The following is a 16,498-nucleotide window of genomic DNA, read 5'->3' on the forward strand; positions in this document are numbered from 1 at the left end:
CATAATATAAAGATGAAGTTAGCGATCGTGAGATGATGCCATCAGCTTATAGTATAGACCTAAGACATAAAGCCGTAGGGGCCTATGATAGAGGAGAGCGTAAGAGCGATGTGTGTAAAACATTTGACATCAGTCGCAACACCTTAGACCTGTGGCTTAAACGTCGGGAGGAAAGGGGGAACGTGGCTCCTGTGACCTACCGTAGAGGGCCAAAACCGAAAATCAATGACCTGAAAGAGTTTGAAGGGTTTGCCAAAGAAAATGGACATCTAACTCAACAAGAAATGGCCCAGAAGTGGCCAAGTCGAGTAAGTAGAGTGCTGATAGGACAAGCACTTAAGAAAATTGAGTTTACGCGAAAAAAAAACATACCTGTACCAAGAGAGGAAGGAAAAAGACAGAGCAGAGTTTATAGAGAAGCTCAAAGGGTATGCCCAAGAGAGATTAGTATATGTGGATGAAGCGGGTATAGATGATACCATAGATTATCCTTACGGTTACTCTCATAAATCCCAAAGATATGTAGCAGAGAAATTAGGACATCGGCAGAAGAGAATTAGTGTGGTTAGTGGGTGGAGACAAGGAGAGATTATCGCCCCAATGATGTTCGAGGGTTACTGCAACAGCCAAGTGATCTGTAAATGGGTAAAAGAGTTCTTAGTACCTGAATTAATACCGGGGCAGATGGTAGTGATAGATAATGCCAGTTTCCATCCTCAAGCAAAAATCAAGGAATTAGTGAGTCAGGCCAGATGTGAGGTGATATTTCTACCCACTTATTCCCCGGATTTGAATAAAATTGAACACTTTTGGGAGCGCTTGAAGAAAGAGGTTGGAAAACTTAAGCACAAGTGTGAGTCTCTTTATGATGCGATCATAGAAGCTTTTAAGATTCTGTCCTAACTATCCCTTTCTTTGCTATATAAGCAACAAAATAGACCTCACTTTAGATGATTGTTATGATCAATCAATAACACCTATAAACCTTGAAGAAAAAGTTTTTTCTTTAGAAGAAAAGTTGGATTGCTTTGTCACAGAACGTCAAAATTTAGAAACCGAAAAAAATAATTATAAAAATCAGAGAGATGCCTATAGAAATGAAAGAGATACTTACAAAAATCAGAGAGATAATTATAAAAATGAAAGGGACACTTACAAAAATGCCCTTAATGCTTATCCATATTCTCTATCATCTGGTTCTGAAGTCAGTTACCAAGGGTATCTGAGTACAAACAACCAGGAAACTAATCCCATTTTATATAGGCTTTATGTTCCTCAACAAAGCAGATTTGATATTGATCTCAAAGATATGGAGGCAGATGGAGATTTTGAGATTATTGATTCACAAGGAAACACTATTGACAATTCAAGAAGCACAAGTTCAGGTTCAGATCAATTAAGAAATTTTTCTTTGCAATCGGGAATTTATAGTATAAAAGTATGGAACTATAGCTCAAGCAAATCTACCCAATTTACTTTGAGAATACGCAGGAGATAGACCACTTAAACCGATCTATAGATGGGTAGGGATCAATTAGCTGATGATATAAAGTATCCACCCATTTCCTGATGCAACGCGGCGAGTTCATCAAGAGCTTGGTGACTTTCCACAAGACTCTTACGTTTACACTCATTTTCTGCATAAGCTGCCAGTTTTTGTACTGTTTCCGCAGCCAGACGAATATCTTTCTCGCTAGGCTGAATAGGTTCTTTCATGTAACTAAACCTCTAAGAGTTCGGCTAAAATTTCGGCAGTCAAACCATTGGCAGCCGCTTCTTCTCGAATTTGTTTTACCAGGTCATGAAAAGAGTTAGGATCTTGTTGTTGCTGGAGTTCGGCTGCTCGATAAGCTTGGGCGAGTTCAGCATCAACTTGAATGGTAATGGTTTCCATCGGGTGGGTTTCCTGCGATCGCCTATCTATAGGATAATCGGTTTGCTCAATTTTGGTACAGTGTCTATCATCCACAAGTCATGCAATCCCATCTACTAGCCATGATTGTCTTTCCATAACCATAAAATATCATGGCATTATTTACAAAAACACACCCGACCGTTATATTGATACTCAGATTAGCTATGTAGATGGACGCTAAAGAATGCCATGATTACCCTAAATATAGATGACATCCAACACAACTTATCCGAATTTATCAAACTGATTCAAGAAGGTAATAGTTTGATTATCACTCAAGCAGATAAACCTATTGCTGAAATTAAACCAATACCAGCAAAACCACCTCAAAAAGAACGCCGTCCTATTGGTTTATGTGAAGGGGAATTTGTTGTACCTGATGATTTTAATGATCCCCTCCCTGAAGAAATTATTAACTTATTTACAAATCCATGAAGATTCTCTTAGATACTCATATTTTTCTGTGGTTTATTACTAATAGTAAACGACTAGCAGACAAATATTATATCAAGTCCACTTAATCAACCCTAATAAGTCATTGCGAACGGAACGCAGTGGAGTGAAGCAATCTCGCCAATCTCGGAAGTCTCGGCGATTGCTTCCCTGCGGTCGCAATGACAAGTATTTATCCGGATTTGATATGAGGTACAGCATGAAAGATCCCCCTAAATCCCCCTTAAAAAGGGGGACTTTTACTGCCCCCCTTTTTAAGGGGGGTTGGGGGGATCAAAATGTACCGAATAGCAGCGAAAAATGCTGTATATGTAGGGGCGAAAAATTTTTCGCCCCTACAGCTATGTCTGATTCTAAAACCAATCAACCCTCAATCTCAATTTCTCCCCCCTTGTCAGCCACCTCAAAGCCAAAAACGCGGGAATAAAAGTAAAATTCGCCATCAAGAGCGCGTTTAATATTTTCCGCTTTGCGGAAACCATGTTGCTCTCCTTCAAAAGCAACATAAGCAACAGGTAAACCCTTTTCTTTCAAAGCATTTACCATCATTTCCGCTTGGTTGGGGGGAACAATTTTATCTTCGAGTCCTTGGAAAAAGGCCACAGGACAGGAAAGTTGTGCGGTAAAATGAATGGGCGATCGCTCAACATAAACCTCCTTACATTCAGGATACGGCCCAATCAAGCCATCTAAATAGCGCGATTCAAACTTATGGGTATCCATAGCTAGAGCTTCTAAATCGCTCACTCCATAGTAACTCGCTCCCGCCTGAAACACATCCCGGAACGTCAGAGCGCACAGCGTCGTATATCCTCCCGCGCTTCCCCCAGAGATAGCTAACCGATTTTCATCGACCTTACCCTCCTCGGCCAGATACTTGGCTCCATTGGCGCAATCATCCACATCCACAATACCCCAAGCATGATTTAACCGTTGGCGATACTCCCGACCATATCCAGTGCTTCCCCCATAGTTGACATCCAAGATAGCAAAGCCGCGACTTGTCCAATATTGCAGCTTCAGATTAAAACTACTCGAAGTTGCAGCCGTCGGCCCCCCATGACTTTTGACCAATAAAGGCGGTTTTTCCCCTTCTGGTGCTTGGTAATCTTTGTTTTGCGGAGGATAATAAAACCCATAAGCCGTTAAGCCGTTTTCTGTGGGAAAGCAAATAGACTCTGGAACCGACAAATAGCCGGGATCGATCGCAAGCTGGCTAGACTTATAAATAATCTCTAGATTTTCCCCCGATATATCCAATTCAACTAAGGCACTCGGTTGGGTTGCCGATGCTGCTAACAGGATAACCCGATTTCCCCGCACTTGAGGCGCAGACAAACTGCTGTAGGGAGTGGGAATAACCTCTAAAGTTTTGCTGCGGGTGTTCAGTTTAGCCAGCGTATCATTCCCCTTTTCCGAATAGATACAAATGATCGTTTCTGCATCAGCAAACGTATAGGTACTCATGCCAAATACCCATTGAGGAAGCCCAAACTCTGCATTTTTGGGGAAGAGGGGGTCTACAGCACTGCCTGTCCAGCGATAGAGGTTCCACCAGTTGGTCGAGTCGCTCACAAAATACAATACCCCATCCGGTGACCATTGGGGTTGAAAGATCGATTCCGTGGTACTTCCTGCCACTAAAGTCGCTGTGCCTAATGTACTATCCTCATTCACTGGCGCAACCCATAACTGGGTCCCGTCCCAAGGCATATTAGGGTGATTCCAGCAGATCCAGCAGAGTTGGGAACCATCCGGACTTAACCGAGGACAGGCGTAAAAATCATAGCCTTCAGTCAAGGTCGTGGTGCTACCCGTTTCTAGGTCAATGCTGACAATGCGATTAACCGGTTCTCCTTCCCCACTATGGTCTTCTTGCACACTAATCAGACAGTTGCGGCGCGAGTCTAAGCGAAAGTCAGCATAACGGCATGGACTTTCCCCCGTCAAGGGTTGGGGATCTTCGCCCACGGGTTGCCGATAGAGCTGTTGATCGGCAAAATTCACAAAATAGACTACTCGTTCGTCTATTAAATAGGAGCCTCCCCCATATTCATGAACCCTGGTTCGCACATTATAGGGAGTGGGGGTAATGTCCTGGGTTTGTCCGTCTGGAGTGCGTTTGACAATGACACTGCGTCCTCCTTCACTGGGGCGACCTTCTGACCAGTAGAGGTCACCTCCATCGATGCGAGGGCCGCCGAGGGCGATCGCACCTGCCACAATTAAGTCTGAGGTAATGGGAGATTTCCAAGATCCATAGGGACTCATTTGGGGTTCAGTCATAGGGGAGAGGAGAATAAAGTCTGCATCGTTTATGGTAATCGGGAATGGGAAAATGGGGAATAGCGCCTTTTTTGTGTTGGCACTGTTCCTTATAATTTAAGTGAAGTTTAGAGGAACTCTCGTCTGATGTCTGATGTAATTACAGCTCAAGTGAGCGATCGCATTTGTAAGCATATGAATGAAGATCATGCCGATGCGATCGCCCTATATGCCAAAACCTTTGGGCAAATGCCTTTAACTGATAGTGCCAAAATGGAGGCGATCGACTCTGATGGTATGGATCTTACCGCTCAGGTGGAGGGTCAATCGGTTTCCTTACGGATAGCCTTTGATCATCAATTGGTGGACTCTGAAGATGCTCACCAAACCTTAATCGCGATGGTCAAACAAGCCAGACAACACTCTTCAACTTAAGTTTTGGGGCGATCGAGTTGGGTTAACTCTCTCCATTACCCAACCGATAACCCATTTTGAGAACAAAATGATAAACTTTGTAAAGTCTTGTATCATTTTTTTCTCTCACTTCCGATTATGCAACTTGAATCTCACCCATCCTTATCCTACGATCTGCACCAGTGGAGCCAAGGATACCAATCTCAACCCCATGAATATGATTATTGGATTGAAGATATTGAAGGGGAAATTCCCCAAGAGTTAGACGGAACGCTGCTACGCAATGGCCCCGGATTATTAGATATTGGTGGATATCCGATCGCCCATCCCTTTGATGGAGACGGGATGATTAGCGCGATCGCCTTTAGAGAAGGTCGGGCCCACTATCGTAATCGCTATGTGCAAACCCAAGGATATGTAGAAGAACAAAAAGCCGGGAAACCCTTATATCGTGGTGTATTCGGCACTCAAAAACCCGGTGGATGGTTGGCCAATCTCTTTGACTTGCGACTGAAAAATTTAGCCAATACCCATATCATTTATTGGGCAGATCGCCTTTTAGCTTTATGGGAAGGAGCAGAACCCCACCGTCTCGATCCGCAAACCTTAGATACCTTCGGATTAGAGCATTTTGACGGCCTCTTAAAACCCGGTCAAGCCTTCTCAGCTCATCCCAAAATCGACCCCCATGGCGATCGCGGTAAACCCTGTTTAGTCAACTTCTCCATTCAACCCGGTTTAAACAGTAAAATTACAGTCTGGGAATTGAACCTCAAGGGTAAACTCCTACGCCAAAGTACCCATGAAATTCCCGGATTCTGCTTTATCCATGATTTTGCCATTACCCCCCAATATTATCTGTTTTTGCAAAATCCAGTCTCCTTTAATCCCCTTCCCTTTTTATTCGGATTGCGCGGCCCTGGAGAATGCATTAACTTCGATCGCCAAAATCTGACCAAAGTTTGGGTCATTCCTCGTTCAGACCATGAATCTATGAAAATGATAGAAATTGACTCTGGATTTGTGTTTCACCATGTCAATGCCTTTGAAGAAGGAACACAAATTATTCTAGATTCGATCGGCTATGACTCTTTTCCAGAAATTGAGCAGGGCAGTGATTTTCGTTACACCGATTTTCATCAACTTGCACCTAGCCAATTATGGCGTTTTCGACTAGACTTAACTCACAGAAGAGGAAATCGCCAACTTTTAGAATCCCGGTGTTGTGAGTTTCCCCAGATTCATCCCCAATGGGTAGGAAAATGCCACCGCTATGTCTATTTAGGAGCTGCTCACCACAATCAGGGTAGCGCTCCTTTACAAGGAATTCTCAAGCGGGATAACCAGTCTGGAGAAACACAATTTTGGAGTAATGCCCCCCATGGTTTTGTCAGTGAACCCGTCTTTATTTCTAAACCCGGATCGGAAGTCGAAGATCAAGGGTGGCTGATTTCTGTGGTTTACGAAAGCCAAAACCATCGGTCTGATATCATCATCTTAGATGCACAAAATCTAGAACAGGGGCCAATCGGGAAACTCCATCTGCAACATCATATTCCCTATGGATTGCATGGAAGTTGGGTATCCAAGCAACAACTGGGAATGGGTTGATCGGTGGTGCAAGGCAATCGCTCTTTTTGCTGTCCTTAAAACCCAAAATTGCTGATGAAATTTAGCATCGTTATTTCCACGTACAACCGCTTATCCTTACTCAAACGGGCGATCGATTCAGCATTGAATCAAACCCTGCCCTGTGAAGTAATTGTAGCCGATGACTGCTCTCCAGACGGCACAGCAGCCTATGTAGAAAGCTTAGGAGAGCAAGTCGTTTATCATCGCAATTCAGTCAATAGCGGTCATTCAGCCACCGTCAATGCTGGAGTGGCAGCCGCATCTGGGGATTGGATTAAATTTATCGATGATGATGATTATCTTGCACCCCATTGTATCGAAGAGATGAGCAAGGCGATCGCCCTCCATCCTCAAGCTGTCATTTGCTCCTGTCAAGCAGCCCAAGTCGATCTTGACGAAAAAGTATTAAGTATTACGAGAAAACCAGGGCCTGGAAAAATTTTCTATATTCCTCAAGAAGATATTCACTATGGAATGTTACTAGAATTAGTCCCCTTTGGAACCCCCATTCAGGTAGCCTGTAAACGGGATGCTTTTATCCAGTCTCAAGGTTGGGATTCTAGTTTAGATGCTAATTGCGATGACATTAACTCTTGGCTCAAAATTTCCCAATTTGGAGATGCTCTATTTATTAATGAAACCTTAGCTTATCGAACCGTTTGGCCAGGAGCGTATAACAAAAAAATCTCAATTACTCAACGATTAGAAACTAATCTTTTAATTAAGAGTCAAATTTATCTATTAGTTACCGATAAACACAGACAAGAAATTCCCAGAATGGCGGAAATTGAATCCTATCTCAATATTCATTGGGGATTAGCTGCCCTAAAGCAGAAGCATTTTTCAGAAGCTATTCATATGATTCTCCCTAATCTTTTATCCATTGCCAGTTGGAAATTGTTGATTCAGGCCCAAGTGTATCGTCTTAATCCCGATCGTTTGAGTGTTCATCCTATCTATAATAGGCTAGTTAAAAATATTCAAAATTCTTCTTTGACAGAAGGACAACAGAATAACCAAAACATTAAAACCTTACAAGCCAGAATAAAAATTAGGGCCAGCCAATTAGCTTGGCAGCAAGGGAAAATCATTTTAGCGATTAAAATAGCAGTTCCCATCTTTCTGAAGCCTCAATTTTGGCCGTTGTTGAGTCAATCCGAAGACCTGGAGAAACCCTTAAAATTTTCGTTGAATTCTACTCAATATTCTGATACAAAGTTAGTTAATCTCAAGCAAAAGTTTTATCGTTTTTTACAAAAAAATCAACGATCATCTATTCCTGAATTGGCAGAAATTCAAGACTACTTAAGATTACACTGGGGTCTTTTAGCCTTAAAAGAAGGGCAAATCAAACAAGCCTATTTATTAATTTTTCCAAGCGCCTTATCTCCAGTAGCTTGGAATATTTTGTTGAATGCCCTTAAAAACCGTTTAGGACTCTCTAGCACTGGAAAAGTCCGGAAAATTGTCTTAGTCAAATCCTAAGCCTTCACCCTTATAGAGTAGAGGGAATTTTTGCAAGTTGCTCTTCTTTTTTCTTGAATTCTCGCAGTTGCTGCTGAATATCATCGCGGACAATTTCCCGATACACCATAAAGTGTTCGACATGGGCACAAATTGTTAAATAATGATCCCAAATTGCTGGATTATGGCGCAGAATTGAAAATAAGTAATTCCAGAATTTCCAGCGTGTTTTCCGTTTAAAACCTTGTCGCCAAACAATAATGCTTAAGGCTTTGAGATCTGTCAAACTGGGCAATTTTGCTGCTGGGGTAGCTTTCGGCACTCCTAACTTGAGAAAACAGCGATAGGTACGGTCTAAAAAGACTTCTGGATCGTACAATGTCCAAAAGGCATTGATATATTCTTCGGCAATTTCTTCGATAGGACGAGTGGGAATAAAGTTCATTAATGCCCGTTGATTGCCATCCTGTTTGCCATCATAAAAGAGCCGTCCTTCTTTTTCTAATCTATCCCATAATGCAGTTGTGGGCAGAGCTTGTAACATGCCAAACATGGCAGTGGGAATAGCTGCTTTTTCTACAAACTGAATGATGCGATCGGCAGCTCCTTTTTTCTCCCCATCAAAACCAATGATAAATCCTGCCATGGGACGCAAACCATGACGAGTAATAGTATCGACTGCTTCTAACAAAGATCCTCTAGTATTCTGGAATTTCTTAGTTAGGGTTAAACTATCTTCATCTGGGGTTTCAATACCTAAAAATACAGCATCAAAATAGCATTCAGACATTAAATCCATCAGTTCTGGATCTTGGGCTAAATCAACGGAGGCTTCGGTATTAAATCTGAAAGGATAGTGATGTTCAGCTTGCCAAACTTTGAGTTCTTTGAGGAATTTTTTAACATTGCGTTTATTGCCGATAAAGTTATCATCGACCATAAACACGCCTCTGCGCCAACCCAGTTCATACAGGTAGTCGAGTTCTTTTAGAAGTTGTTGGGGATCTTTCGTGCGCGGTTTACGACCATAGAGGGTAATGATATCGCAGAATTCACATTGAAAGGGGCAGCCACGGGAAAATTGTACGGACATGGAGTCATAGGCATCTAGTTCTAGCAAGTCATATCGAGGAATGGGGGTGATAGTTACGTCCGGTTTTTCTATGGCTCTAAAGATGCCGCTGGTTTCCCCTTTTTCTAATGCTTCGACCAGTAAAGGTAGGGTAATTTCTCCTTCGTCTAAGACGAGGAAATCGGCTCCAGAAGCTTGCAGTTCACTGGGAACTGAGGTCGGATAAGGGCCCCCGACAGCGACTAATTTTCCTCGTTTTTTGGCTTCTTGAATTTGATCGATCAGGTCTTGTTTTTGGACGATCATGGCGGAGAGGATGACGAGATCGGCCCATTGCCATTCCGCTTCGGTGACGGGACGGACGTTGCGATCGCATAATTTAAAGTCCCACTCTTGCGGTAAAATGCCCGCGACGGTGATCAGTCCTAATGGGGGAAACAACACTTTGAGGTCTACTAAGTCCAGCAGGGTATCATAAGACCAAAAGGTTTGTGGAAATAGGGGATAAATTAATAAGACCTTCACGTTTTACGGTTTCCTCACAGCCAAGATAACAGCTTACAGCTTAGTTATAACAATAAAATAGGTTTGATGCGATCGCCCTTGGAAAATATCGAGCAAACACCACTATGACTTTTGACCCCCAACTGGCTTCTCCATCCCAGATGGCGATCGCCTGTGATGCCGATCCCGGATTTATTGAATGGCTCTCTGTGGCTAATCATAGTCTTATTTTAAGCACCTATCAAGCCGGTAGTGTGGCCGTCATCGGATGGAATGGACAGCAGATTAATCTACTCTTGCGTCAGTTTGATAAACCCATGGGGTTAGCCGTATCCAGTCATCGTTTGGCGATCGCCACCCGTCATCAAGTTATCCTCTGTGCTAACTCACCCACCCTAGCCACACACTACCTAGAGCATCAACCGGGGCGCTATGATAGCCTCTATCTGCCTCGCGTCAGCTACTGGACGGGAGATCTCAATATCCATGACCTCAGTTTTGGCCAACAAGAGGATATCTGGATCGTCAATACTCGATTTTCCTGTTTAGCTACCCTCAGTCATGATTTTAGCTTCATTCCCCGATGGCAACCCCCGTTTATCACTGAACTTGCACCCGAAGACCGATGTCACTTAAATGGCTTGGCGATGGTGAACGGAAAACCCAAGTATGTCACGGCTCTAGGCAAAAGTAATACCGTTGGGGGATGGCGATCGAACAAAGCCACTGGCGGCATTCTTCTGGACGTAGAGACTAACAAAATCATCCTAGATAGGCTTTCCATGCCCCATTCTCCACGATGGCATCAGGGCTATTTATGGATGCTCAACTCTGGCACGGGGGAGCTGTGGCGCATCGATCCGAAAACCTATACTTATGATGTGGTTTGTGCTTTACCTGGCTTTGGTCGCGGTTTAGCTTTTGTGGGAAATACGGCCCTAGTCGCCCTCTCTCAAATTCGAGAAACCGCTATTTTTGGCGGTTTGCCCCTGCAAACTCGATTTCCGAGTTTAGTTTGTGGTGTAGCGCTTATTAATGTGGAAACTGGGGAGGCGATCGGCCGCTTAAGCTTTTCCAGCGTAGCTCAAGAGTTGTATGATATCCAAGTTCTCCCTGGAGTTAAGCGTCCCACCCTATTAAATTTGGAAAAACCGGCGACTCGCCAAGCTTTTACCGCTCCTGACTTTGCCTATTGGTTGCGTCCTTCCTCAGAAATACGAGATTCTAGCGATCCGGGATAGGACAAGTTTAGGTACTCTAGGAGGGGAGATATCAAAAAATCTTAAAATCCTCTCACCCGTAATTATTGAACTCTATGGTGGTGTTCTCCAAAAGAGAAATCTCTTGATAACATTAACTCGAAAACAGATTACCCCTGACGCACTCTTATCCCTTGCATTTACCTTATATTCCCCTAGGAGAGAAAACTGATGGCTATCAACCCGGTTGGTTCAGAATTTAAAGTTAATAGTACAACGGCAAATCGCCAAGAGTCACCAGCGATCGCGATCGATGCTGATGGTGATTTTGTCATTACTTGGGCCGGTTATAACCAAGATGGCAGTCAAACTGGAGTCTACGCCCAACGGTATAACAATACTGGAGCCGCTCAAGGTGGTGAATTTAGAGTTAACACTCAAACCAACAGTTGGCAGTTTCAGCCTTCTGTGGGAATAGACACAGATGGAGACTTTGTAATTACTTGGACAAGTTATGGGCAAGATGGTAGTGCCAATGGGGTTTATGCCCAACGGTATAGCAATACTGGAGCGGCTCAAGGTTCAGAATTCCGAGTCAATACGCAGACGAACAGCTTTCAGGAAGCTCCTGCTGTTGCTTTGGGTGGTAATGGCAATTTTGTGATTAGTTGGTCTAGTTTTGGACAAGATGGTGATGGTAATGGCATTTATGCCCAACGATATAATGCCGATGGTAGTCCTGCGGGTAGTGAATTTAGAGTTAATAGTTTTACTACCAATTTCCAATCCTTCCCCGCAGTAGCTATGAATGCCAATGGTAACTTTATCATCGCTTGGCAGAGCAACGGACAAGATGGTAGCGGTGAAGGAATTTATGCCCAACGCTATGACAGTAATGGTAGCCCCGTGGGAGGGGAATTTAAGGTAAACTCCTTTACGGCTGACGATCAGCGTAATCCCTCAGTGGCAATGAATGACAATGGGCAGTTTGTGATTACCTGGGAGAGTGCCAGTCAAGATGGGAGCCAAGAAGGGGTTTATGCCCAACGCTATGACAGTAATGGGGCGGCTGTAGGCGCGGAGTTTCAGGTAAATACTTTTACTACAGGGCAGCAAAAATCACCGGAAGTCACCATGGATAATAATGGGGGCTTTTATATTACTTGGGAAAGTGCGGGTCAAGATGGGAGTGGAGACGGGGTTTATGTTCGGCAGTATAATTCCCAAGGACAGCCGCAAGGGGCGGAACTTAAGGTTAATACATTTACAACGAACGATCAGGACAATCCCGTAATTGCCATCTCCGATAATGGGCAATTGGCGATCGCCTGGCAAAGTCAAGGGCAAGATGGCGATGCCACCGGAATCTACGCCCAGCGCTACGTCTCCAATACCCTGATTAGCTTCTCACAAGCCAAGTATCAAGTTAACGAAAATGGCACTCTTGTCAATGGCGCAATTACCCTCAACCGCAGTGGTAATTTAGATGTCACCTCCCAAGTACGGGTCAATATTACCGGAGGAACCGCCACCGGGGGAGCCACTGGAGATTATGAAAATACGAACTTCCCCCTCACCGTCACCTTTAATCCTAATGAAACCACTAAAACTGTTCCCGTTACCATTCGCCAAGATCAAGCCACAGAATCGACAGAAACCATTAATTTCAACCTGGATAACCTCAGTAATGCCGAACTCGGTCAGCAAAGTACCACAGTTCTAGAAATCCTAGATGATGATATCCCCGGTTTGAAACTGGAGCCTCAAACCGGATTAACCACCAGTGAAGGAGGGGGAACAAGGACGTTTGATGTCTCCTTAAATACCCAACCTACGGCTAACGTGACCGTAAATCTAACCAGTAATGACACCAGTGAAGGAACAGTTTCTCCCGCCACATTAACCTTTACTCCCCAAAACTGGAATGTTACCCAAGCGGTCACCATTACTGGGGTTGACGATCAAATTGCGGATGGTAATATCGAGTATACGGTTACCGCCAGCGTCAGCAGTAGCGATACGAATTATAATACTCTCACCCCCGGCCAAGTGACTGTCACCAATGTAGATAATGACACCGTTGGCATTACCGTTAATCCCACATCAGGATTGAGGACGACGGAAGCGGGAGCAACCGCTCAATTTTCAGTCGTCCTGAATACCCAGCCAACAGCCAATGTCACCATTCCCGTCAGTAGTAGTGATACCACAGAAGGCACAGTTGCGCCCCAGAGCTTGGTGTTTACCCCCAGCAATTGGAATACAGTACAGACCGTTACTATCACTGGAGTTCCCGATAATCTTGATGATGGCGATGTTGCTTATCAGGTGCTGCTGGCGGCGGCTACCAGTACTGATACTAGCTATAACGGTATTAATCCTAGCGATGTCTCCGTCATCAATGCGGAAGTTGGACGGGTTATTTTAGAGGAGTCTGGGGGGACTACAGCTATTACAGAAGGAGGTGCTACCGATACCTATACCCTACGCCTGAGTCGTCCCACCACGGGTAATGTGATTGTTTCCGTTGCTGCCGATACTCAATCTACAGCCGTACCCTCAACGATTGTGTTTACTCCCAATAGTTGGAATGTTGCCCAAACCGTTACCGTCACAGCAGTAGATGATAATGTGGCAGAGGGAACCCACAGCAGCACCATTCGCCATACCGTTAACGCTCCGAGCGATCCGGGTTATAACAACTCTCCTGTGCCAACGGTAACCGCTACGATTACCGATGATGATGGCTCTCCTCCAACGCCGACTCCGAATAGTTCAGTTAGCTTTGTAGAATCTGGGGGTAGCACCAGTTTAGTTGAAGGAGGAGCAACGGACGATTACACAGTGGTTTTGACTCGTCAACCTTCAGCAAATGTGGTGATTTCTGTTGTTCCTGATGGTCAGGCATTGATCACTCCTTCTAGCTTTACCTTTACTCCGACCAATTGGAATACGCCACAAACGGCAATGGTACGAGCAGTTGATGATACGGTTGTGGAAGGGAATCATAGTAGTGTAATTCGTCATACGAGCATTAGCACGGATGCGAGTTTTAATAATATTACTCTGGCGAGTGTGACGGCGGCGATCGCCGATAACGACACCACTCCCACCCCAACTCCCACCCCAACTCCCACCCCGACTCCCACCCCAACCCCGACTCCCACCCCAACTCCGACTCCCACTCCTTCCGATCCGGTTGCCCCCCCCTCCAATCCGACGACTCCGACACCTACGCCAACCCCAACTCCAGCTCCCACCCCTGGAGATTCAGGCAATAACAGCATCTTTGGTACAGCAGGCAATGATGTGATTAATGCAGGAGCTGGAAATGATCAAGTTTCCGGCTTACAGGGTAATGATATTATCTCTGGTGGATTGGGAAATGATGGCATTAATGGCAATGAAGGCAACGATGCCATTAACGGTAATGCGGGCAATGACTTGCTCTATGGGGGGCAAGGCAATGATGTCGTCCGGGGCGGCCAGAATGAGGATACCCTTTATGGTAACCAGGGAGCCGATCAACTCTTTGGAGACTTGGGCAACGACCTGCTCTTTGGTGGCCAGGATAATGATACCCTCAATGGTGGGGATAGTAATGATACCCTGAGCGGTGATTTTGGGGCAGATATCCTTTTTGGGGGTTTGGGTGCAGATATCTTGGTTCTGCGTACCAGTACAGCAGTTAATCAAATTCAGCAAGCTGATTTTATCGCCGATTTCCAAGTTGGGATTGATCGCATTGGCTTAACCGGTGGTTTGACGGCTCAGAATTTAGTCCTAGAAAATGTCGCTGGGAATACGGTGATTCGTGTGAATCCATCGGGTCAAATTTTGGGCATTGTTGCTAATACTCCACCGGCTGCTCTCTCTGCGAATAGCTTTGTTGCAGTTAATATTGGCGTGGTTTAATCCCTATAGATTCTGTAGGGCTGAAACCTTTTTGCACCCCTACAGAATCACTATTCAACGCAATCAAGGTCTAATTACAGCGCTTTGCGCCCTCTGTGGGGGAATGGGGGAATGGGGGAGTAAACAACAGACTCAATAAGCGCGAGTGAGGTATTCTAGCGATCTATAAAAACCGCTATTTAATGTACCTCATAGCAGAGGAAACTGCTGTAACTCATTTAGGTTTGCTATATATCCAGGGATAACTCGATTTCGGTTATCCCATAGAGTATTTAATCTTGAGGCAATTGGTAATCGACTCCTTGCGCTTCCTGAATAGTGCGGATCTGACTCCAATCGATTTGATAGTCGATGGGGATAAATTTATCCTCTCCTGTGCCAGCAAATTCGCGCTCTAAGCCTGTTCCCGACCAGTTAAAGGTTAAAAAAGCCTTTTCGATCGCCTTCACCAGTTCTGGGTCAAGATTGTAGGCATAGCCATAGGCCGCATTGGGGAAGGTTTGGGACTGATAGAGGGAGCGGAATTGACTACAATCGACTTCCTGACGATTGCACATCAGTTGCAGGACATCGTTGGCAATGGCTGCTGCTTCATAGGTTTGGTTTTGAATGCCGAGGATAGACTGTTCCTGGGAGCCAGAAAATATAGCTTTATAGTCTTGATCGGCTTTGAGGTTATAGCCTGCTTCTAGGAGGGCGCGGGGTAAAATATATCCTGAATAGGAGTTAGCATCCGTGAAGGCTAACTGACGGCCAGATAAGCTTTCTAGGTTATCGAGAGGGCTGGAAATATGGGTGATGATTTCCATTTCATAGCCAAATGTGCCATCGGAGGAGGCCATCATGGCAAAGGGGATAAAACCGGCTTGATTGACGGCAAGGGGAACGGTGCTGGTGCTAAATCCAGCAATGTGAAGTTGACCTTCTTTTAAGGCTTTCAGTTGATCGGCTTTTGAGTCTAGGGTGAGGAATTGCACGGGTTTGCCGGTAGTTTCCGATAAATGGGTGATGAATTCTGCCCAAACGGATTCGTATTTGGCGGCATCAGGAATGGGTAGATAGGCAAAGATGAGGGTATCTGGATTGACCCAGGATTCGGGATTTTCTGGGAGATCGGCAAGGAGATCTTGGTTGCGATCGCAATATCTTCGATCCATTGCTTCGGGGCGATCGCATTCCCCTTGAGGGGTTTGTACGGTCTCCTTTGGGGGATTTTGAGAGGGGCTACACCCTGCCAAACTCAGGAGAACTGCGCCACGGATCAGCATGAGAGAAACTGGGTTAATCCCGATTCTTTGACTTGCGTTCATAGTTAAAACATCCTGGAAAAATCAGCCATTATACTTAAGCTCTCGTCGATGAATATTGCACTGTGTAAAGAGTCCTAAATTTGTGTAAACAATGCTGGCACTCTGAAAAAACTATGCTATTGTAAACAATATAGACACCAAAGCAAGCAATTAAACCATTAAATTTGGGTTCTAGAACCGGTGTCTCCCCTCTAGAGTCCGGTCGCAGTTGAACATAGCCCTCAAACCAGTGGCAAACCCCCTGCAAAGTCAGCGGTTAAGCCAAACCTCAAGTCCGGAAAGACAGGGTTATGGGAAAGCCGAAAAGGTGTAGCTGCGAAGTATGAAAACCTTAGTAAGTTTATCTCACTTGTCC

General features: G+C 44.7%; 13 protein-coding genes and 1 pseudogene. 9 read left to right on the forward strand and 5 right to left on the reverse strand.

What is annotated here, in order from left to right; translation table 11 throughout:
- Positions 1-35: 35 nt before the first annotated feature.
- The 3 genes from AC3FZD_RS19320 to AC3FZD_RS19330 all read left to right on the forward strand — a co-directional run bounded on the left by AC3FZD_RS19320 (position 36) and on the right by AC3FZD_RS19330 (position 1,498).
- Positions 36-461 (forward strand): IS630 transposase-related protein, encoded by a 426-nt coding sequence (locus AC3FZD_RS19320; RefSeq protein ID WP_488740298.1) that lies wholly within the window; start codon positions 36-38, stop codon positions 459-461.
- A complete protein-coding gene (locus tag AC3FZD_RS19325; RefSeq protein WP_488737262.1) occupies positions 346-903 on the forward strand; it encodes an IS630 family transposase in 558 nt (185 codons plus the stop codon). Before AC3FZD_RS19320 ends, AC3FZD_RS19325 begins: the two co-directional genes overlap by 116 nt.
- A gap of 115 nt (positions 904-1,018) precedes the next feature.
- A complete protein-coding gene (locus AC3FZD_RS19330; RefSeq protein WP_488737578.1) occupies positions 1,019-1,498 on the forward strand; it encodes a T9SS type A sorting domain-containing protein in 480 nt (159 codons plus the stop codon).
- 32 nt (positions 1,499-1,530) lie between these two features.
- Here the strand turns inward: AC3FZD_RS19330 and AC3FZD_RS19335 are convergent, their stop codons facing one another.
- Together AC3FZD_RS19335 and AC3FZD_RS19340 are read right to left on the reverse strand one after the other, a co-directional pair.
- Positions 1,531-1,716 carry a hypothetical protein gene (locus AC3FZD_RS19335; protein ID WP_488737579.1) on the reverse strand — a complete coding sequence of 62 codons (186 nt, stop codon included), beginning with the start codon at positions 1,714-1,716 and terminating at the stop codon, positions 1,531-1,533.
- A gap of 4 nt (positions 1,717-1,720) precedes the next feature.
- Positions 1,721-1,969: a hypothetical protein gene (locus tag AC3FZD_RS19340; protein ID WP_488737580.1), complete on the reverse strand. Its 249-nt coding sequence runs from the start codon at positions 1,967-1,969 to the stop codon at positions 1,721-1,723.
- A 135-nt stretch (positions 1,970-2,104) separates the two neighbouring features.
- Here AC3FZD_RS19340 and AC3FZD_RS19345 point away from each other — a divergent pair, with 135 nt between their 5' ends.
- Entirely contained in the window at positions 2,105-2,350 is a 246-nt protein-coding gene (locus AC3FZD_RS19345; protein ID WP_488737581.1) for a type II toxin-antitoxin system Phd/YefM family antitoxin, read from the forward strand.
- Positions 2,351-2,731: 381 nt separating this feature from the next.
- On the opposite strand, the gene AC3FZD_RS19350 is transcribed toward AC3FZD_RS19345, so the two are convergent.
- Entirely contained in the window at positions 2,732-4,654 is a 1,923-nt protein-coding gene (locus AC3FZD_RS19350) for a S9 family peptidase (RefSeq protein ID WP_488737582.1), read from the reverse strand.
- 126 nt (positions 4,655-4,780) lie between these two features.
- Between AC3FZD_RS19350 and AC3FZD_RS19355 the strand changes: the two genes are divergently transcribed.
- The 3 genes and pseudogenes from AC3FZD_RS19355 to AC3FZD_RS19365 all read left to right on the forward strand — a co-directional run.
- Positions 4,781-5,068: a DUF2470 domain-containing protein gene (locus AC3FZD_RS19355; RefSeq protein ID WP_488737583.1), complete on the forward strand. Its 288-nt coding sequence runs from the start codon at positions 4,781-4,783 to the stop codon at positions 5,066-5,068.
- 117 nt (positions 5,069-5,185) lie between these two features.
- Positions 5,186-6,658: a carotenoid oxygenase family protein gene (locus tag AC3FZD_RS19360; RefSeq protein ID WP_488737584.1), complete on the forward strand. Its 1,473-nt coding sequence runs from the start codon at positions 5,186-5,188 to the stop codon at positions 6,656-6,658.
- A gap of 54 nt (positions 6,659-6,712) precedes the next feature.
- Positions 6,713-7,603, forward strand: a pseudogene (locus AC3FZD_RS19365) (glycosyltransferase family 2 protein); the annotation flags it as partial.
- Between the two features lie 571 nt (positions 7,604-8,174).
- Here the strand turns inward: AC3FZD_RS19365 and AC3FZD_RS19370 are convergent.
- Complete coding sequence (locus AC3FZD_RS19370) at positions 8,175-9,740, reverse strand: B12-binding domain-containing radical SAM protein (RefSeq protein ID WP_488737585.1); 1,566 nt, start codon at positions 9,738-9,740, stop codon at positions 8,175-8,177.
- A gap of 104 nt (positions 9,741-9,844) precedes the next feature.
- On the opposite strand from AC3FZD_RS19370, the gene AC3FZD_RS19375 reads away from it, so the two are divergent.
- Entirely contained in the window at positions 9,845-10,960 is a 1,116-nt protein-coding gene (locus tag AC3FZD_RS19375) for a TIGR03032 family protein (RefSeq protein WP_488737586.1), read from the forward strand.
- 189 nt (positions 10,961-11,149) lie between these two features.
- On the forward strand, positions 11,150-14,833 hold the full coding sequence (locus AC3FZD_RS19380; RefSeq protein ID WP_488737587.1) for a Calx-beta domain-containing protein: 3,684 nt from the start codon (positions 11,150-11,152) through the stop codon (positions 14,831-14,833).
- Positions 14,834-15,105: 272 nt separating this feature from the next.
- On the opposite strand, the gene phnD is transcribed toward AC3FZD_RS19380, so the two are convergent.
- Positions 15,106-16,143 (reverse strand): phosphate/phosphite/phosphonate ABC transporter substrate-binding protein, encoded by a 1,038-nt coding sequence (gene phnD / locus AC3FZD_RS19385; protein WP_488737588.1) that lies wholly within the window; start codon positions 16,141-16,143, stop codon positions 15,106-15,108.
- Positions 16,144-16,498 lie beyond the last annotated feature (355 nt).

The organism is Roseofilum sp. KMC-1, assembly GCF_057802075.1.